The organism is Shewanella surugensis, assembly GCF_023284005.1.
GTDB lineage: Bacteria > Pseudomonadota > Gammaproteobacteria > Enterobacterales > Shewanellaceae > Shewanella > Shewanella surugensis.
This window is the reverse complement of sequence record NZ_JAKIKS010000010.1, coordinates 1-17,575: the sequence shown is the minus strand read 5'-3', so window position 1 is coordinate 17,575 and position 17,575 is coordinate 1. Positions and strand designations below refer to the sequence as shown.

Annotated in this window: 18 protein-coding genes; 1 reads left to right on the top strand and 17 read right to left on the bottom strand. The window is 40.4% G+C overall.

Going from position 1 to position 17,575, the window contains the following annotated elements; translation table 11 throughout:
• Positions 1 to 5: 5 nt before the first annotated feature.
• From L2764_RS04080 to L2764_RS04020, 13 genes are all read right to left on the bottom strand, one after another.
• The gene (locus tag L2764_RS04080; protein ID WP_283106900.1) at positions 6 to 1,352 is read right to left on the bottom strand and encodes an EscN/YscN/HrcN family type III secretion system ATPase; all 1,347 of its coding nucleotides are present in this window, start codon (positions 1,350 to 1,352) and stop codon (positions 6 to 8) included.
• Positions 1,312 to 3,366 (bottom strand): EscV/YscV/HrcV family type III secretion system export apparatus protein, encoded by a 2,055-nt coding sequence (locus L2764_RS04075; protein WP_248938970.1) that lies wholly within the window; start codon positions 3,364 to 3,366, stop codon positions 1,312 to 1,314. Before L2764_RS04075 ends, L2764_RS04080 begins: the two co-directional genes overlap by 41 nt.
• Positions 3,363 to 3,725, bottom strand: a complete 363-nt coding sequence (locus L2764_RS04070; RefSeq protein WP_248938969.1) for a type III secretion apparatus — start codon at positions 3,723 to 3,725, stop codon at positions 3,363 to 3,365. The genes L2764_RS04075 and L2764_RS04070 overlap by 4 nt, the downstream gene beginning before the upstream one ends.
• Before the next feature lie 239 nt (positions 3,726 to 3,964).
• Positions 3,965 to 7,849, bottom strand: coding sequence for a hypothetical protein (locus L2764_RS04065; protein WP_248938968.1), 3,885 nt, complete (start codon positions 7,847 to 7,849; stop codon positions 3,965 to 3,967).
• An 18-nt stretch (positions 7,850 to 7,867) separates the two neighbouring features.
• Complete coding sequence (sicP, locus tag L2764_RS04060) at positions 7,868 to 8,299, bottom strand: chaperone SicP (protein WP_248938967.1); 432 nt, start codon at positions 8,297 to 8,299, stop codon at positions 7,868 to 7,870.
• Positions 8,300 to 9,937: 1,638 nt separating this feature from the next.
• Positions 9,938 to 10,969 carry a TyeA family type III secretion system gatekeeper subunit gene (locus tag L2764_RS04055; protein ID WP_248938966.1) on the bottom strand — a complete coding sequence of 344 codons (1,032 nt, stop codon included), beginning with the start codon at positions 10,967 to 10,969 and terminating at the stop codon, positions 9,938 to 9,940.
• A 49-nt stretch (positions 10,970 to 11,018) separates the two neighbouring features.
• The gene (locus tag L2764_RS04050; protein WP_248938965.1) at positions 11,019 to 11,696 is read right to left on the bottom strand and encodes a hypothetical protein; all 678 of its coding nucleotides are present in this window, start codon (positions 11,694 to 11,696) and stop codon (positions 11,019 to 11,021) included.
• Positions 11,693 to 12,277, bottom strand: coding sequence for a type III secretion system domain-containing protein (locus tag L2764_RS04045; RefSeq protein ID WP_248938964.1), 585 nt, complete (start codon positions 12,275 to 12,277; stop codon positions 11,693 to 11,695). The genes L2764_RS04050 and L2764_RS04045 overlap by 4 nt, the downstream gene beginning before the upstream one ends.
• Positions 12,278 to 12,289: 12 nt before the next feature.
• Entirely contained in the window at positions 12,290 to 13,006 is a 717-nt protein-coding gene (sctJ, locus tag L2764_RS04040) for a type III secretion system inner membrane ring lipoprotein SctJ (protein WP_248938963.1), read from the bottom strand.
• Positions 13,003 to 13,323 (bottom strand): type III secretion system inner rod subunit SctI, encoded by a 321-nt coding sequence (gene sctI, locus L2764_RS04035; RefSeq protein ID WP_248938962.1) that lies wholly within the window; start codon positions 13,321 to 13,323, stop codon positions 13,003 to 13,005. The genes sctJ and sctI overlap by 4 nt, the downstream gene beginning before the upstream one ends.
• The gene (locus L2764_RS04030) at positions 13,313 to 13,633 is read right to left on the bottom strand and encodes an EscG/YscG/SsaH family type III secretion system needle protein co-chaperone (protein ID WP_248938961.1); all 321 of its coding nucleotides are present in this window, start codon (positions 13,631 to 13,633) and stop codon (positions 13,313 to 13,315) included. The genes sctI and L2764_RS04030 overlap by 11 nt, the downstream gene beginning before the upstream one ends.
• On the bottom strand, positions 13,630 to 13,845 hold the full coding sequence (gene sctF, locus L2764_RS04025) for a type III secretion system needle filament subunit SctF (RefSeq protein WP_248938960.1): 216 nt from the start codon (positions 13,843 to 13,845) through the stop codon (positions 13,630 to 13,632). Before sctF ends, L2764_RS04030 begins: the two co-directional genes overlap by 4 nt.
• Positions 13,846 to 13,859: 14 nt before the next feature.
• On the bottom strand, positions 13,860 to 14,555 hold the full coding sequence (locus L2764_RS04020) for a helix-turn-helix domain-containing protein (protein WP_248938959.1): 696 nt from the start codon (positions 14,553 to 14,555) through the stop codon (positions 13,860 to 13,862).
• 408 nt (positions 14,556 to 14,963) lie between these two features.
• On the opposite strand from L2764_RS04020, the gene L2764_RS04015 reads away from it, so the two are divergent.
• Positions 14,964 to 15,536 carry a DUF1415 domain-containing protein gene (locus L2764_RS04015; RefSeq protein WP_248938958.1) on the top strand — a complete coding sequence of 191 codons (573 nt, stop codon included), beginning with the start codon at positions 14,964 to 14,966 and terminating at the stop codon, positions 15,534 to 15,536.
• 169 nt (positions 15,537 to 15,705) lie between these two features.
• Here the strand turns inward: L2764_RS04015 and L2764_RS04010 are convergent, their stop codons facing one another.
• The 4 genes from L2764_RS04010 to L2764_RS03995 are packed head-to-tail and all read right to left on the bottom strand — an operon-like array spanning position 15,706 to position 17,418.
• A complete protein-coding gene (locus tag L2764_RS04010) occupies positions 15,706 to 15,921 on the bottom strand; it encodes a hypothetical protein (protein ID WP_248938957.1) in 216 nt (71 codons plus the stop codon).
• Between the two features lie 39 nt (positions 15,922 to 15,960).
• Positions 15,961 to 16,353: a hypothetical protein gene (locus L2764_RS04005; protein ID WP_248938956.1), complete on the bottom strand. Its 393-nt coding sequence runs from the start codon at positions 16,351 to 16,353 to the stop codon at positions 15,961 to 15,963.
• An 11-nt stretch (positions 16,354 to 16,364) separates the two neighbouring features.
• Positions 16,365 to 17,123, bottom strand: a complete 759-nt coding sequence (locus tag L2764_RS04000) for a hypothetical protein (protein ID WP_248938955.1) — start codon at positions 17,121 to 17,123, stop codon at positions 16,365 to 16,367.
• Positions 17,124 to 17,160: 37 nt separating this feature from the next.
• Positions 17,161 to 17,418 carry a LexA family protein gene (locus L2764_RS03995; protein WP_248938954.1) on the bottom strand — a complete coding sequence of 86 codons (258 nt, stop codon included), beginning with the start codon at positions 17,416 to 17,418 and terminating at the stop codon, positions 17,161 to 17,163.
• Between the last annotated feature and the right edge of the window lie 157 nt (positions 17,419 to 17,575).

Below are 17,575 nucleotides of genomic sequence, written 5' to 3'. Positions count from 1 at the left end.
AATCATTAACTCACCACATCCGCTAATAGCCCAATAGTCTCTTCAAAAGGACTATGCTCATCAACGTCTTGTTGTAAAAAAGCTCTAATGTCTTTAATTTTTGCCACCGCTTCATCCGTTTCAGCATCATTACCTTCTTGATACTCGCCGACTCTGAGCAACAATTGCACTTCCTCATACAAAGATAATAAGTGACGCATTTTACCCGCTTGTTTCCGCTGTTCTTTAGACACAATTTGATCCATGACTCGGCTGACGCTGGCATTGATATCAATGGCAGGATAATGCCCCGCTCCGGCTAACTTACGAGATAAAACAATGTGGCCATCAAGAATGGACCGCACCTCATCTGCCACGGGTTCATTCATGTTGTCTCCCTCAACAAGTACCGTATAAATACCCGTAATATTACCCGTTTTAGCCGGACCGGCCCTTTCTAATAAGCGGGATAAGTTCACAAATACGCTCGGCGGAAAACCACTCGCTACTGCTGGCTCTCCTGCCGCCAAGCCTATCTCACGTCCTGCACGCGCAAAACGCGTCAACGAGTCAACCATTAACAAGACATTTTTACCTTGATCTCTAAAATACTCCGCAATGGTGGTGGCCGTTAACGAGGCCTTCATTCGCTCTAATGGCGGCCTATCTGATGTCGCCACCACCATCACAGTCCGCTTACGCGTCTCAGCCGGTAAGTTATATTCCATAAACTCGCGCACTTCACGTCCCCGCTCTCCCACCAACGCTAAAACCACCACATCGGCTTCACAATGCGAGGCTATCATTCCCAGTAAGGTACTCTTCCCCCCACCTGCCGCAGCAAAAATACCTAAACGTTGCCCCATACCACAGGTCAACGCACTGTCTAATGCTCGGATCCCCATAGGCAGCACATGCTTAATCAACTGCCGACTTAAGGGGTCCGGTGCATCACTGTGATTATCTCGATACTCAGACACAGGCATAGGTTGACCATCTAGAGGCGCACCGAGTCCATCAAGAACGCGCCCTAAAAGCCACTCTCCCACAGCAACTCTGTGACCATGGCCTAATAACTCAATATCTTCGCCAGTACGTAATTTATCCGTCCTATCAAAGGGAGACAACATTGCCTCATCACCCATTAATGCCACGACCTCAGCGCTGAGTCTGCCACCAATCAGACAAAGCTCCCCTTGGTGGGCCCCCGGTAAAGACGCACGAATTAATGTCGCACCAATTTCTTTGACCTTACCAAAATACCGAACGGAGGGAACAGTGGATAAATCAGCAAATAAATCTTTCGTTATTTCTTTTAATAACTTATCTTTATCAGGCAATTGCATCGAGTTCATCTCCGACAAAATCAACATGGGCAATCACCTTTATTTCGGCATCATCACCTAACTCTTGAAACGACAATACATGATAAGTAAACAAGTCACGCTCAACGATTTTACGTAAATAACGTCGAACATCTAAGGAGGTTAATAACACACACATCACATTGTCATTAAGCTTAGCTTTAATCGTATGCAAAATAAGCTGAGTTTGACTTGCATCTAAGGCCGAATAACTGCCAGCAGTGGACTGTCTGATCCCTTCACGGATCGTATTTTCAATGCCTTCCCCTATCATAATGACCGAGATCCAACCTTGAGGACCAGTAAAGCGCCGCCGAATATGTCGACGCAGCGCAATACGCACATATTCGGTTAACATGACAATATCTTTCTCTTTGGGAACCCAAGTGACCAAGGTTTCAAAAATGGTCCGTAAATCTCGAATAGAAATACCTTCTTCAACCAAACGCTGCAAACATTCTGCTATTTTACTCACCGATAACAGGCGTTGTAATTCTTTCACTAACTCGCCATAGCGCTCTTCCATGGCGTCCATCAAATAACGGGTTTCTTGCACCCCAATCAGTTCATTCGCATAACGCTCGACGACTTTTCCCACTAAAAAGCAGGGGATCTGTGCCCCTTCACATAAATTCATTTGGCCCGCTTGCGCCTGCTCGACAACATTGCCTTGGATCCAATGCAATGTTTCGCCACTAAAAGATAACATTTCCTTTCTCGCCGGTAAGCTTGCCACCGTTTCATTTAATAAGACTTCTTCTGGGTTCAATGTGATTTGTAACACAGGTTCTTGATAAAGCAACACCTGACATTCATCGGCTTGCCCACCTTTTATTCGCTGAAATTGAATATCAGGTAAAGGCAGTCCTAATCGCTCAAACAGCTGCCAGCGCAATCGTTGCAACTCATCTTTGACACCCTCGCTGTCAACATTCCTCCCTAACGTCAACATTAACGGCACTGCACTGGGGCTCATATTGTCCATATTCACTTCGCCCTCAGCATTAACCTCTCCTCCATGACTCATATTCTCACCCGAAGCCGAGTCCTTCTTGTGTTTTTTAGCGGCATACCAACCACCAAAGCCAATCAAACCACCAATAGTGCCAAAAACCAGAAAAGGAAAACCAGGGATTAAAGCAAAAACAAACATCACCCCACTGGCAAGCATCAATGATGCAGGTTGACGCCCCATTTGATGAACCAAATCAGAGGCTAAATTCTGTCTTAGCTCACCCGGTACCCGCGTCACAATTAGCCCCGCAGTAATCGAAATAAGCAGAGCGGGAATTTGTGCAATGAGCCCATCACCCACTGATAAAATCGCATACAAGTTTAATGCATCACTGGCAGACATATCTTGTTGCATGACACCAATGGAAATACCCCCAATAATATTGGCTAAAATAACGATAACGCCCGCAATGGCATCACCTTTTACAAATTTCATCGCCCCATCCATGGCACCGTATAACTGACTTTCTTTTTGCACTAATCCACGCTGTCGTTTCGCCTCTTTTGCGTCAATCACACCGGCGCGCATATCACCGTCAATACTCATTTGTTTACCGGGCATCGCATCAAGAGAGAAGCGAGCGCCCACTTCCGCTACCCGCTCAGAGCCCTTAGTAATAACAATAAATTGAACAATGGTGATAATGGCAAAAATGATGATCCCCACGGCAAGGTTACCGCCCACCACAAAATTACCAAAAGCATAAACTATGTGACCCGCATCGGCTTGCAGTAGAATGAGTCGACTGGTACTGATGGTCAGCGCGAGTCTAAACAAGGTCGTAATAAGCAATAGCGAAGGGAAAACAGAAAATTCCAGAGGATCTTTAATATAAATCGCAATCATCAATAACATGATCGATAACGCTAAATTAAAGGCAATCAAGACATCGATGAGCAAGGTCGGCAAAGGTAAGATCATCATAAAAACGGCAACCATTAACATCGCGCCTAATATGATATCTTGGCGACCTGCCGCAATTTGCAACCAGCGAGTCAAGGTCTTCATACGAGTCCACCCTTTAAGACATTCGATAAAAATTTTCGCTGGGCTTTACATAATCGATACCAGTCCATTCCTTCACTATTACTGGGCATTAAGCTGCCAATCATCAAACTATTTTTGACAATATAAAGCCGTTGAGGTAACCCTAAAAAAACCTCAGGATGGCAACGAGAAAGGAGAGGTAAAACATCGGTAGTTTTGTGATCTAATAGCCAAGAGGTCATCAACAAACGCCCCTCTTGAGTTTCAAGCAATATGCCATAAGGTGGAAAATGGCATTCTATTTTGTCATCCAACTCGGCAGGCTTTTCCCCCAGTAATTGAAAAAACTGCTCTAGATTACGCCTTACTTTCAAATCCATTACTTTCTCCCCAATAGTGACAGAGAGATCATGTCCGAAATGCAAAAAATGAACTATCAGGTAAAGACCTGACTCAATAAATTAAATGAGTAAAATGAGTAATAGCAGATTAAACATCACACGTTGAAAGGAGGATACTGACCAGATACAACAGAAGTAAGACGACCATCCCTGGTCATATCATTGAACGACAATTCAAACAGCTGATTTGTCTTTCAATAGAGTTACACTTTACGCCGTTACACTGGCATTTGATTTAGCTCTACCTGTTGATTTTCTGAAATAATATCATCAACACTCGATAATAATGTCCGTATTTCTTTTTCCTTTGCTTCAATACCCATTTGCTGAAGCTCTTCTTGAGTTCTAGCCACTAAGAGTGCATCTTGATCCCTTTTAGCTTGCTCCAACTTCCTTTGTTTTTCTACAAATACAGCCTTAAGCTCTGCTTTCAGAGCATGAACCTGCTCCGTTTCCTCTAACTTCGCAAATGCTGCAGCATGCTTTTGTTTAAATTGAGCTAAACTAAAGCCATCTATAGTCGCCACCGCATTATCAATATCCAACTTACCTAAAGCTTCATCTATTCGCTTCTCAGTCAGCTCTTTTTTCACTTTCTCGGCAGTATCAGCCAGTCCCATGATGCCAAACTGTCCGGCCCAATCAACAATACGTGATCCTGTGTACAGGCCGCTTGAAGATACAATTAAACCAAGTGCTAAGGCTACAATAGGCGCGATACCTCCGGTACCGATGGTTAATACCACCGCAGCAGCCACTGCGCCACCCGCCATTAAGCCTGTCACAGCCATTGTTGATGCAGCAAACACTTTTGCAGAAGGCGTTGCATGACTCCACCAATTTTGCATATTAGTCAATTGACGTTGAACCGTGCCAACGACACCTACTTCTTTAATATCAACCTGCAGATTCCCAACAGCTTGCATTGCATCACGAGAAGCGACATAATCTTTTGCAATCTGTGCACGTTCAAGCATTGTCAGGTTTTGAGTCTTAAAAGCCGCATTCAAGCTACTAAACATGACCTCTTGTTTACGATTTGCACTGAACTTACTGACTAATTCTGATTCAACCTTAGTTTGCATCGCACCTGAAAGGCCTTTAATCATGCCAGTGGCGACCATACCGAAGCCCAATGGCCCGGTCAATGTTCCCATAAACGTTGCCAAAGCCCCTGCACCAGACACGCCTTTCACCGCCCCTACCGCAGTAGGTGCCAAACTTGATAAATATAATAAACCAATCATTTCAAGCGGCATGGTTAATTGATCAGTGTTAGGAAGTACCTCACGATTTCCAACAAGTAACTCTTCTACTTGATTTTGTAACGATGCGCTCGACCAAACCGTCGTCGCAATACCGGTAAGATCTTGACCAAAACTTCCTCCAGGCGCTGTAATAATATTATAAGCATGGCTCAAATTCTTAGCCAGCTCCATTGACTCGACAGGATGTGCTTGAGTCCACGCGTGCAAGGCTTTAACCTTTGATGAGATAGCAGTCGAATCTTGAGTCTGTCCGGGTAAAGGAGCTTTCGTTGTTTGACTATAAGACATGACTAACGCTGTCACAGCTTCTGTCACACTTGATTTACCGTGTTTGGCGAGTTGACGTTCTAGAATAAGCTCTTGAAAGCTAGGATGATGCTCACTAGACCAACTACCCGCTATTGTTTGTTTACTCCAACTTAGCCATGCTTTTGAGTCTAAATATCCACCTTGATCGGGAAAGCCACCTGATTTCTCAATCTCAGCGTGAATACGCTTAAGCTCTAAGAGATCGCGAGTATACAAAATATCAGATGCTTTCACTTGCTCTTGCAAGCCATTAATCAAACCGTTTTGTTTTTGTATCGCGTTAATTTGTGTTTGCGGTAATCTGTTTTGCCCATCAACCACAGGTTTAAGATTAAAATTTGCATCAAAGGTATTATCAAACCTCTCTTGACCTAATCTAACCTTATATTCTGCTGCTAACTCAGCTCTAAGCTGAACATGCTCACTTAGTTTAGGCGTAAATTCAAGTAACTTGGCATTACTCTCTCTTAATTTAGGCAGCTGAGTATGGTAAAGCGCTAAATTAATACGGGCTTTTTCTTGTCTTGTGGTTAGTTGTACTGCCGAAAGCTCGGTATTTAAGCCTCTTAAACGCTCAACATTATTGCTTCCAACATCTTTGACATCGATGCTTAAACGGGTTTCATTAATCACATTCAGCATTAACCGGCTTTGAGTCAGTTCATGTCTGACTTCTTGCAACTCTTTATTAAACAGCGCAGCTAAATTATCTTGCATCTGCACGTCTAATTTATTGCACAATGCCGTTAATGCAAGTTCCTTTTTGACTAATCCATCCACTTGGCCTTTCAACATGCCATGATATGCTTCTGGGCTCTTCCTAATCACCTCTCCAAGTATACTTGGCTCTTTACCCTTTATAAGAGACTCTAAACTCTCTTTTAGTTGAATATTTCTTTGATCTGACTTGGCAAGTGCTAGGTCACTTTCTGCTTGAATCAAGTCTTGCGCTAAGCTGACTTCTGACTCAACGAATTCACTTAAGTCATCGCTCAATCCAGCTGGAAGCCCTAATTCATTAACATCAACATTCTGCTGATAAAATTGCCCCATTAGAGGCATTCCACCCATGCCTTGTTGCTCATCCAGTGGTATTGTGCCAGTCAAAAACTGTAAAGACAGTTTCCTTTGATTTTGCTCTAACGCTCTAACTTCATCTAACTTTCCATCACTATCAAGTAGGCGCGCACTATAAGACTCAACATAACTGGCCCCAGCCTGAAGTAAGCGTGTGTCTTGATCGCCTAGCGTTAAATTTTCAGCTAACTCTACATTCAAGTCTTGCGCTTTTGAAAGAGACTTTTGTAACACTTGGTCAATAAATTTTTCAGCATTTTCATTGACTCTAACATCAATTAATTGCTCTGCAAGCTGAAAAGGCAGATCGTTTTGTGGCGTTCTCTCATCTAGTGGTTTTCTTTCTCCTAACAATGGGGTCAGTTCATCTTCCGGCGTAAATTCTGTTTTTAAAAAATGCGCCGCCATCTTTGATAGCATGCCAATATCTGGTTTATGGGCACGAGAAGCTATCGCATCTTCAAGCCGCTCTTTAACGGTCGCGCGTTTATTCTCTACCGTATCAAGTCCGTTAAAAATATCAAAAGCATAAGCAAGTTGTTCATTATTGAGCTCTGCGGTTAACGTCTCAGGTAGATTACGTTTAAAGCTTGATAGGCCTATTCGTGTCTGAGTAATATGATCAGTTCGACTCGCTTGAACAAACGTATTCACTGAGGCTTCTAGTTTCGTATGTGCACTTGATTGATCTTTCGTAGCTTCAAGCAAATTCGTTAGCGTATCATGCATATCAAGCACATCAAATTGCTCTTTAATCTCCTCACTAATCGCAGTGTTTGCTTGCTTTAATTCATCAATTTTGCTGTTAAACTTGCCGACCAGTATTTGCAGTGCACTATCGTCTAGGCCTTCAATTTTTGCCGATTTAATTGATGCTTTTAATGCTTCAAGCTCCTTAAGCTTTGTATTGTAATCAGTCACCTTCACTTGCACAGCTTGAACTTCTTCAGGCTCTTTATAAAGAGCCAGCTTCCAGTTACCTAGCGTATCAGGCTGTGTTAACGGTTTCGGCATCTCCTCGCCAAGCGCTTCTTTTAACTGAGTATGACTGCTATTTAATTGCTTTGATGCCAATGTTGCTGGGTGCTTAGCTGCATCTAAATCAATCGATTCACTCAATGTATTTGCAACAAATTTAACGGCTTTTACCGTATCAAGCATGACTTGCGACGTCGTGGACACCAAACGATCTTTCAATGATGTCGACTGAAGTCCAACATTCTCTTCATTTGACGCAGTTTGGCTAGTTAACGCTTGTAGAAACGCCTTGGTATCAATTGGGTTTAATTTACTTTCAGGTGAGGCTTTTTGTAGTGCTCGTAACTCATCCAAAGTGCCAACAACCGTGACAGAACGACCTTTAAAATCACTCACACTGGTTATGGAGGACTCTTCGACCTTCGATGATTGAACTGGGACAGTACGAAGTAATGCGACTTCAGGTGGCATTATTCATCTCCTATATATTTAAGCTAACGTAAAGTGAGGTGTATTTTGCTTCCTTTGTAAGGGGGAGCCTTGCATTTTAATCTTTTGGTATAGCGCTTCGTATTGGTCAAGCACCTCCTCTAAAAAAGTTAATAACGATTCATAAGACGCTGGCATAGCCAAAGGTACAACATACATTAACGCCCTTGAGTTAGACTCATAACAAATTGACCCTAACATTTTATTTGCCAGTTCGAAGTTAAGCATTAAATAGGATTGATAATATTCCACAGGCGTATCTAACGACATTTCTGAGAGCATGCATTGAAACTCCCATACATTATTTCTATTTCGTATTGATACCATCAGTTTTCCATCAAAAACCATTAGACATTGATCGTCATTATTAAACGCTAATGGCAAACCTAAATAATCACCCAACTGCTTCAACAAACGATGGTTAGTTTCCAAAGTATAACTCCAACTTATTATTAGTATTCTTAATTTATCATCATCAAGGTTAAATATGAAAATAAAAATAAGGTATACACCTGATAAACGATAAAACATGTAAAATTAACAATTTAAGCAAACAAGACATAGACTTATGTCTAACAATATTTCATTTAAGTTTTATTAAACAGGTGATGACTTAATGCCATAAAATAATAAAAATATTATGGGATGTAGACTAACATTTGATAGAAATTAATTTTTATTTTGATTTCAGTTTTAATAAATAGTTAATAAACAATACTAATACTCACCTTTAATAATATGTTTTATATTTAAAATCAAAAAACATAAATTATAGATAGTAAGCCACAATATAACGATTGCTAACACCCATTCTAATGACACACTTTAAAAAAACGGTAGCGAATGAAATATTATTTCGTTCCTTAATAAAAGCACGTAATCCTCATATTGACACTTAACACATTCCTGCAAGCCGAGGATATCATCGGCTTCTTGCAAAAGGTCAATAATGCAGAATATTTTGATAACATACATTAACTCACTATTTCCATACACTCATGTCTCTTTCTCGGTAAGTCAGCACTTTCTTTAATCACCGACTATCAGCAAAGATAGACTTTACATTCGCTAATCCACCTAGAAGCAGAGATCCTGAGTACCATGACAAAGCACAGTGTCACTGCTAGCCATATCACTCCCTTTCCTACAACGTCTTTAACATCAAGGTATTAAGCTTAATCAATATTAAATGCATTCTACTCTTTATTTAAAAAACATACATTTAGCAAAAGGTGGTATTCGATCTATACCCAAGCCAACTAAAAATGCAGGATGCAGCTGGAATGAAAACACTTTTAGGCAAGATCTTTAATTGCTCCTGCATTAATGACACTCCCATCATCTGAGTGCCTAGGTCTTCGTTGTTCCTGATGACAACAATAAGACATTTCCTATATCCATATAGGTCAGATAAACAAATGTCGTGATCATATGAATGTGAGTGAACGACTATGGCGGTCTTCTTGAGCTGATAGCTTAGTTATTCTAAATTGATACTCAATAACACAGTATAAAAGTGTTTCCTCTTTGTTGATAAGAGTCAGCCCGTTGGGAGTCAGTAAAAGCAGCCACTTCTACGTTGTATCTTCTTAAAAGTCCATAAGCACTCCTGCAATCATGCGCCTTGAATTAAGCATTTTACGAGCTCTGAAAACATGCACCTTCAGTAGTTTGAGTATAAACCCAACCTCATTGAGAATACTTTTGCTATATCTAAAGTTTTATTTAAATATCAAATGGATATAAACAAGTCAAGAGTAATGCTAACATGATATAACAGGCATCAACGATGAGGTGACTAACAGGGTATTGTTGATGAAAAATGCATACAATAAAATTCAACACAGATAGGGGAGAAATAGCGGTATTAAAGTAGCGCGCCTTAAAACGTCCTCACCTTCCTAATCTCATGAATCAGCAGCCTCAGCATTAGAAGTATCAATAAAGAAGACTCTTTCGTTTTGGGGGTATTTAGGTATTGGACAACACGATTAAAAAGCCGGGCATTGTGTTGTCCAGCCAAATAATAGACTGATCAATAAGAAATTACTCAAAAATATTACGGGTTAATTACTCCAGATCGCCCCAATCATCAAGTAGACTCATCATGGCCTCTTCAATCAGTTCTTTTTGATCATCATCTCGAAAACACGCCATTGGCATCAACACGACTAACTCCCGCCACCGTCGTAAAAAACCCAATCGTTTAGCCGGCATTAAGGGAAGTTGACGAATTTGCTCCTCTATCCATTCAGGATAAACCCAAGACTGTTCAATTAATAATAAAGAAACCTTCATCACCGCTTCACCACTGAGCCTCGTTGCCCTGCCTAACATATTACAGTGATCTTCAAGACTCATAAAAACAGCCAAACGCCGTAAATCATCCACCGCAGCAACCACTTTGACCATATCTCGGTGACTACTTCTTTCATTTAGCGGTTCGGAAAGTGCACGGAGCAATACCTTAATCCGTTTACGACGATCAGGCGATTGTTGCAATAACTCAAACCACTTCGCTAAGCCACCTTCACCTCTAGAAGCATGCTGGTATAGTTTACGCATGCCTTCGAGACCAGCTTCATCAAGTCCTAACCCTTCAATGGCAGCCAAAATGGCTAATTCAGCTCCTTCAGCTGATAACATTTCTTCTAGCGCTTTACGTAATTTCTTTATCTGTGAACTTGCCAACCTTCCCGATACTTGTAATGCCATGAGCAGCAACATAATATCACCACTAGACATGCCTGAAGTACGCAGTTGACTTAAAATCTTATCCGCATCACCAATTTTCGCGAATGTCTCCACCAACTTGTTCACAGAAGTCGCTTGCTTATCACCCAGTTGTTGTAATAACTTTTCTAAACCATCGAGTAAAGGACTCTTACTTTCCTTGCCTCCCAATAGTTTTTTAACTTCACTCCCGAGCTTCAAGCTCATACCTTCCATCGTTTCTTCAATCGCTTCCGAGCGAGTTTGAGCAAGTTCAGCTGCCGCCATGGCACTGGAACTAGAAGCGGGCATAAACTGAACACTACGGTTAGATGAACTTTCCTGTGTGGGCAGTAACTCAGCTTGATTAGCAACGTCAACTCTTATCATGATTTATACCTTACACTCTACAACTGGCATCCAAGTACTATACAATGACTTATCCATGCTCAAGCATTAAAAGATCTTCAGCTGTTTCTTGTTCTGTTTGATGAAATGTGGCTAATAACAAATCCAAATGTTCTTTTAGATTGAGGCGTATTGATAAATTGCTTGAACTCAGTTTTGCCTCCCACGATTGCATCGTTTCATCAACCTCAATGGTTAACTGTTCTGAAAAAGTGTTACCTATAGCTTCAAACTCACTCGATGACACCGTTAATGTTAATGCCATTTTATCTGTTTCTTTCGCCACTAAAGCCGATAATCGATGAATTAATAACTCGCTAGGGGGTTGGTCAGCCCCCCAGTGTGAAATAACCGCACTGATTTGTTGTCGTATACGCCCTTTCAATTGTTCAACGATAACGGACTCTAATTCATACTGCTCATGATGCCAATTGAGTGCTTCAGAAATAGCGTCTTGTTTAGCTTCATCTTTCCATTGCTGAGTTAAGCGTTCAGCCTCTTGCCTCGCTTCCTCAATAATGGCTTGAGCAGCAAGCTCAGCATCCTCTATTTTCATTTTGGCTTTAACAATAAGCCTAGCCACTCTATCTTTTGCATTTTGCTCAAAATTACTTGCAATAACAACGCGGTTAATATCAGCCTGAGTAATGACTTTTTGCTCATCATAAAGAAGATCACAGCCTTGTGCTTTTATTGCAAACTCATTCATATAAAACGCTCCAATCTAAATAACCAACGCTCAGCATCTTGAATAGGGGCTTTCACATCAGCAAGTACCCCTTCTTGAATACAAGGTAAAGTTGGCACTAATGCTTGCCATACTTGAGAATCTTGCCAGCGGTTATTTAATTCACGAATAGCAAGTTGTTGCGCTGCCCTCATTAAGTTCTCCGCCGTACAAATGCCGACATCTCCACCTTCAGGCCACAAAGACAACATTTGTTGAATTTGCTCAGAAGTAAACACCTCAAAAAGAGCATCGCGATACATTCTCATCGTGATATAGTCAGGGCTGTTTAATAAAACCAACCCCACGCCAGTTAACAGTACGGGCAATCTCTCACCAAACGTTAATAGCTTTTTATCTTGCTCAGTCAACTTTAAATGCATCCCTCGATCAAAAGCAGGCAATCGAGAAATCGTTAATAAATTAACTCTTCGGCTCATTAATCGACTGCTATAAAAAAGATCCTGCCATCTTTCTAAGTCAAGTTGCTTCCACCAAGAAGGGTGCATTCTCGTACAGGGTTGCCACATCAGTTGATTAAGTAACTTGTCTTCAGGCAACATACCTTCTCCCTGTTATGAGCGGCGAACTTGCCACATACGCCCAAACACTAATAATAAAAAGAACCCTAATACACCTAAAATAGCGAACCGATATTCGGATACAAAATCTTGTGATGAATGATCAGCTTCTGGCACAACTTCTTGTGGCTTATACTGGTAGTCAGCGGCCTGTAACAATAAACTAATATTGGCAAATTCAAGTTGGGGGACAGAGTTTTTAATTAAGCTTTTGATCTGACTTTCAACATTATTCAAATTGGCTTCGGGGGAATATTTAATATAAGCCGAGGCTGACTTTACAATAGGCTCTAAGCTATTATTTTCTACGACTGTATCCGCAATAGACACCCGAGCGCTGATCACCCCTTTCATGCTAGACAATGTCCGCTCTAATTGCTGCTCTTTAAAATAATTCATCTTGGCTTTTTCTTGTGCCGGAGAGGTCACCAATTGACCTGACGGAAACAAATCCTCAATACTGGTATAATGATCTTTAGGAAAACCATTCTGTCTTAATAACTCAACAGCATTAATGAATTTGTCTTTATCGATACTTAAGGTAATCGTCCCCGTTTTTTGCTCCACTTCAGCATCGGCATCGATGTTATTTAACATCAATAAAGCTAACATTTGATTCGCTTCATCTTGAGGTAATCCTCGGTATAAATCCATTTTGCAACCGGAAATAAACAATAAAACCAATAAAAAAGAAAGCTTAATATACTTCATCCCATTGTCACCAATTTATTGATCCCTTGAGATACGGAGCCGGCAACTTTAGCCACCAAATCGACTTCAATCATCGCCTTAGCGATCAGTCTTTGGCCTTCGTGCATCGCTTCAGGGGTAATCATCTCTAAAGTGGCTTGTACCACATCAACACCATTGCTAACGGGTTTATTTTCTGTGGCACGAACAGCACCTTCAAGATCGGCATTACCCACATTCATGAGTTGTGAAAATTGATCTTGCAGTTTCACATCAACAACTTTTTCTGCAGGATCATACAGCTGCTGAGTCGCCAATTGTGTTGTTTTAGATATCATTGCTAAATCCATCATGATCTCCTTCTACCAGTTGATTAAATTTGACGGTATCTTGATGTTCAAATTGACTTTTTGAATACAGAAACTGCAATGCTTTCGCCTTATCACTTTGACAATCTTTCAGCGCATCCGACGCTTCTAAAAGGTCATTCAAGGCAAAATAAATCAAACTTTCACATATACACCTATCTTCAACATCTTCAATTAATTGAGGAAAAATTTCTAACAGTGAATATGCTTCTTTTCGCAAACCATGATTGGATGCCGCAATTGCCGCTTCGACTAATAGACTTTTATCCTCACTATTCATATCTTGGCAATAATTCCTTGGATCATATCCTTAATGGTTTTAATAATGGCGCTTTCATAGCCCACTAAATTGGAATACTGTTGCATTGAAAACTGCATTTGTAGCATTGCATCTGGATCATTAGCATCTGTTGTGGCCATAACAGATTCTAAATCCGCTGCGGCGCTCGCTGATTGCTGAGATATTTGACTAACAATGGCGCTTAAATCCATGATGAGTTCCTTTTTTAAGTAATATCGGCATTAAGTTGTGTTGGACTGCACTGAAAACGCTTCTTGAATGAACCAGAGAAATGAGAATGACTACTAAAGCCTGCTTCATAAGCAATATCAGCCACTTTTTTTTGTGTTGTCACCAATTGTTGACGCGCAAAAACAAGACGACGCTCTAATAACCATTTCTTCGCCGATACACCGTAATTTTTATAAAAAAGTAAATTCAACTTACGAACTTCTATCCCTAAATCATCCGCAAATTGTGCGACAGACCAAGGCTGAGTAAAATTTTCTTCAATATAGTTAAGTAAGCTATCGTTATGAGTTGAGTAATGGCTGAGCAGTTTAGAGAAATAACTATTATCCAAACCAAGACAATAAGTAAAAATGAATTTAATGAGCAACTTACGACTCACACTATGCAATTGTTCAATCACGCTAATCAGATTGTCAAACACGGGCAATGATTTCGAAGCAGCCATATAAAATGGCGTGTTGTTAGGATCTTCTATTAATAAATCCATCACTTCGTAGTACAATTCGTGAATTTCACCAGGGTAACAAAACATATTGAGCTTCTTATATCCACCTACTGCCGTTGCTTGTTCACTTGTCACAACCAGCTGGTTCGCTGCAATTGATGTCACGACTCCATTACTATGAAGTTTACCTGCTTCTTTAAACAAAATGATTTGTACTACACTCATGCGAAGCTCCACTAACTCAGACTATGCGCTATTCTCAATCTTTCCCCGAAATAATGTCATCAGGTATTAACCTGAGATAAAGTCCGCCCCCCAAAAGCATTAACATCACAAATATTAAAAAAACACCGTTCACAAATCGACACAGATACAATTAACATCAATAAAAACAATGTGTTAAAATGAAGATCGTAAAGTAATGCAGGAAAGTGAGGACAAATATTCACTCACATGAGCCAGTGATAAAAATAATAAATGATGTATTAATGACAAACATTGTTTATTAAAAAAGCACTCCTCCCTCCAGTAATGAATGCCTTTAATCAAGGTTAAAAGCAAACGTATCTAACATTAAATCGCTTGGGTATAATAATGAATAAGAAACGTTAATGATAAGAAGTAAAGGGTCTCATGCAGCAAGCATCAAACAATCCAGATCACCTCATTTTTATCAGCCACACCGAAAAGTGGGTCAAAGATGTCATCATGAAATACAACATCTGTCCTTTTGCCCGTAAAGAAGTCGAAAAGAAAAGCATACGCTACGTGGTCATTGAACAAACAAAAATAAAAGCTGTATTAAAGCAGGTCATCAATGAATGCCTGATATTAGATAACCAGCCTGCTATTGAAACCAGCTTACTTATTTTACCTAGAGGTTTTGAAGGTTTTTACACTTATCTGGATTTAGTTGAGTTAGCGAATGATGCCCTCATAACCCATGAGTATGAGAGCAAATATCAACTCGCCAGTTTCCATCCGGATTATTGCTTCGATAATGAGCCGCAAACCGATCCCGCTAATTTCACCAATCGCTCGCCTTACCCTACATTGCATATTATTCGCGAGGCCAGCATGGAAAAAGCCTTAGCTGACTATACCGATCCCGAGTCTATCCCCGAGCGCAATATTGCCTTCGCCCGTAAAAAAGGCAGCGATTTTTTTGAAAAGCTATTGGCCCAGTGTAGCCATACCAAAAAATAAACTCAAAGCCATACTCAATACATTCTAAAAAATACTTTCATGCAAAATAGAAGTAAAAAGGCAGTTAGCACTCTTGCTAACTGCCTAAATAATCAACACATGATACCAATTCTAATATCGTCAATATCCAAGGTTTAGCATACTTTCAGTATAAGAAACATCGATAGTCTTAAGCTTCTTTTCTTCCAGCGAACCAGTCAATCCAAGTCGAAAAAATATGACGTAAAGCAGTGCCTGGTGGGATAGCACTATAATCAATATCACGTTCGTTGCTGTTGCTTAATACTTTCTTATCTTTGCCACCTTTAGAGTCCACCGCCTCGGATGACGTTGCTTTTGTCACCGTACTCACACCTCTTATCTGTTCATTTACATTAACTTGCATAGGATTAACTAATAGAGGAACATTGGGACTAACAATAGCTTACTTTGCTAATTTTGCTTGTAAGGGATCAGAGCTAAAACCTGGTAAAGTAATACTTTTCACTACTTTTTTAGGCTCATTAGGCGTGGGCTCAAAGCGACTAACTGAATATTTTCTATCCCATCGGCCCATCATCTTAGAGAACCAACCTTCTGACTTATGATTATCTTTAAGCACTGAGTTTAAAAAATCAGCATGTAATAATCTGGCTTGTTTATGGCTTTGTTTAGCCTCCAAACTGGGCACATGCACTAAAGCGGATGAACCACTGCTCACAAATGATTCAGATCCCAAGTTCACTTGAGTCAACGGTGTTTGTACTAAAGGTCGCTTTGAAACCTGTGCAGGTTCTTCTAAGGACTCTAATCTGACTCCTCCTATTCCTCCATTCAAAGGCTCCACGCTCATAGAGATACTGAACGACTACCATTTTGTGGCGTACTTAAATGCATTTCAGAGCCAATTGTGCTTTGAGTCGATAATGTTTGTACTAAAAGCTGCTTTGAAACCTGTGCAAGTTCAGAGACCTCGCCTAACTTCCCACCTCCAATTCCACCACTCAAAGGCTGCTCTACTATTGATGAAAACTCCCTTCTAGGGCTTATTTGACTAACCATAGGTGAAACTAAAGGGAATTCAGTTTGAGACATAAAAGGTTTAGGTTTTACAAAGAGAACCTCTTCTTCCAACTGAGACTCAACTTCAACTCGCTCTGTTACTTGTGGTGATGGCTTTTTCTGCGGCTCAAGCTTCATTTCTGGGATCTTAAACCCAAGTTCATCTTGCAGTTCATCTTCAAAAGCTGCTGCATTACCCATATTTCGAGAGTTATGGTTTTCAATAAGGTTATCTTCGTCCTCATTTAAATCTATCAAATCAATTGATTGACCCGCTGTAATCTGCTCCCCGACTAAAAGTGGATCTAATGGCATTAATAAATCAATAATTCTCTCTACAGTATCACGATCACCGACTCTTAAACTGGCATGTAATGCAAACGTCAAAACATCATAAGGTAATTTTCCCTGTTTATCACTTTGCTCATATAGAGCAATTACGGCCTGCTCGATTAACGCTGCTCGATGACTATCCGGCTCCGAGTTTTTATAAATATCCGCTAATCTATTTCTTGCTTCACAAGCGGTAAGATCTGACACTCCCATACTAGTACTTAAACACAGTGAAAATGATCGATTGGATTCACTTCAAAACGGGTAACTGTTCGCTCGGAAATAACAATGAAAGACTTCTAGCTTTACGGGGTTTCTTACTAATGAGCCCTTTTTTTTCCAGAGTATTAATCATTTGATTAACACTGGGCGGAGTGACCTCAAAGTATTTCTGCAGATCCGTATGTGCAGGTGGGATACCATTGAGCTTGGTATATTGATAAATAAACGCTAAATACTGACCTTGCTTATCAGTAAATGAAAACTTTTGTTGTTCATAGTTCGACATTTGGAGTTATCTGTGATCAATTATGGTAGTTAATCATTATCCAGATAATACCATGAACATCAAATACTTAATCGAACTGAAAAAAGAAGAAAAAGACACCTTATACGACCTTGTTTCTAAAGGGAAATCATCTGCGAGAATGCTTAAACGAGCGAAT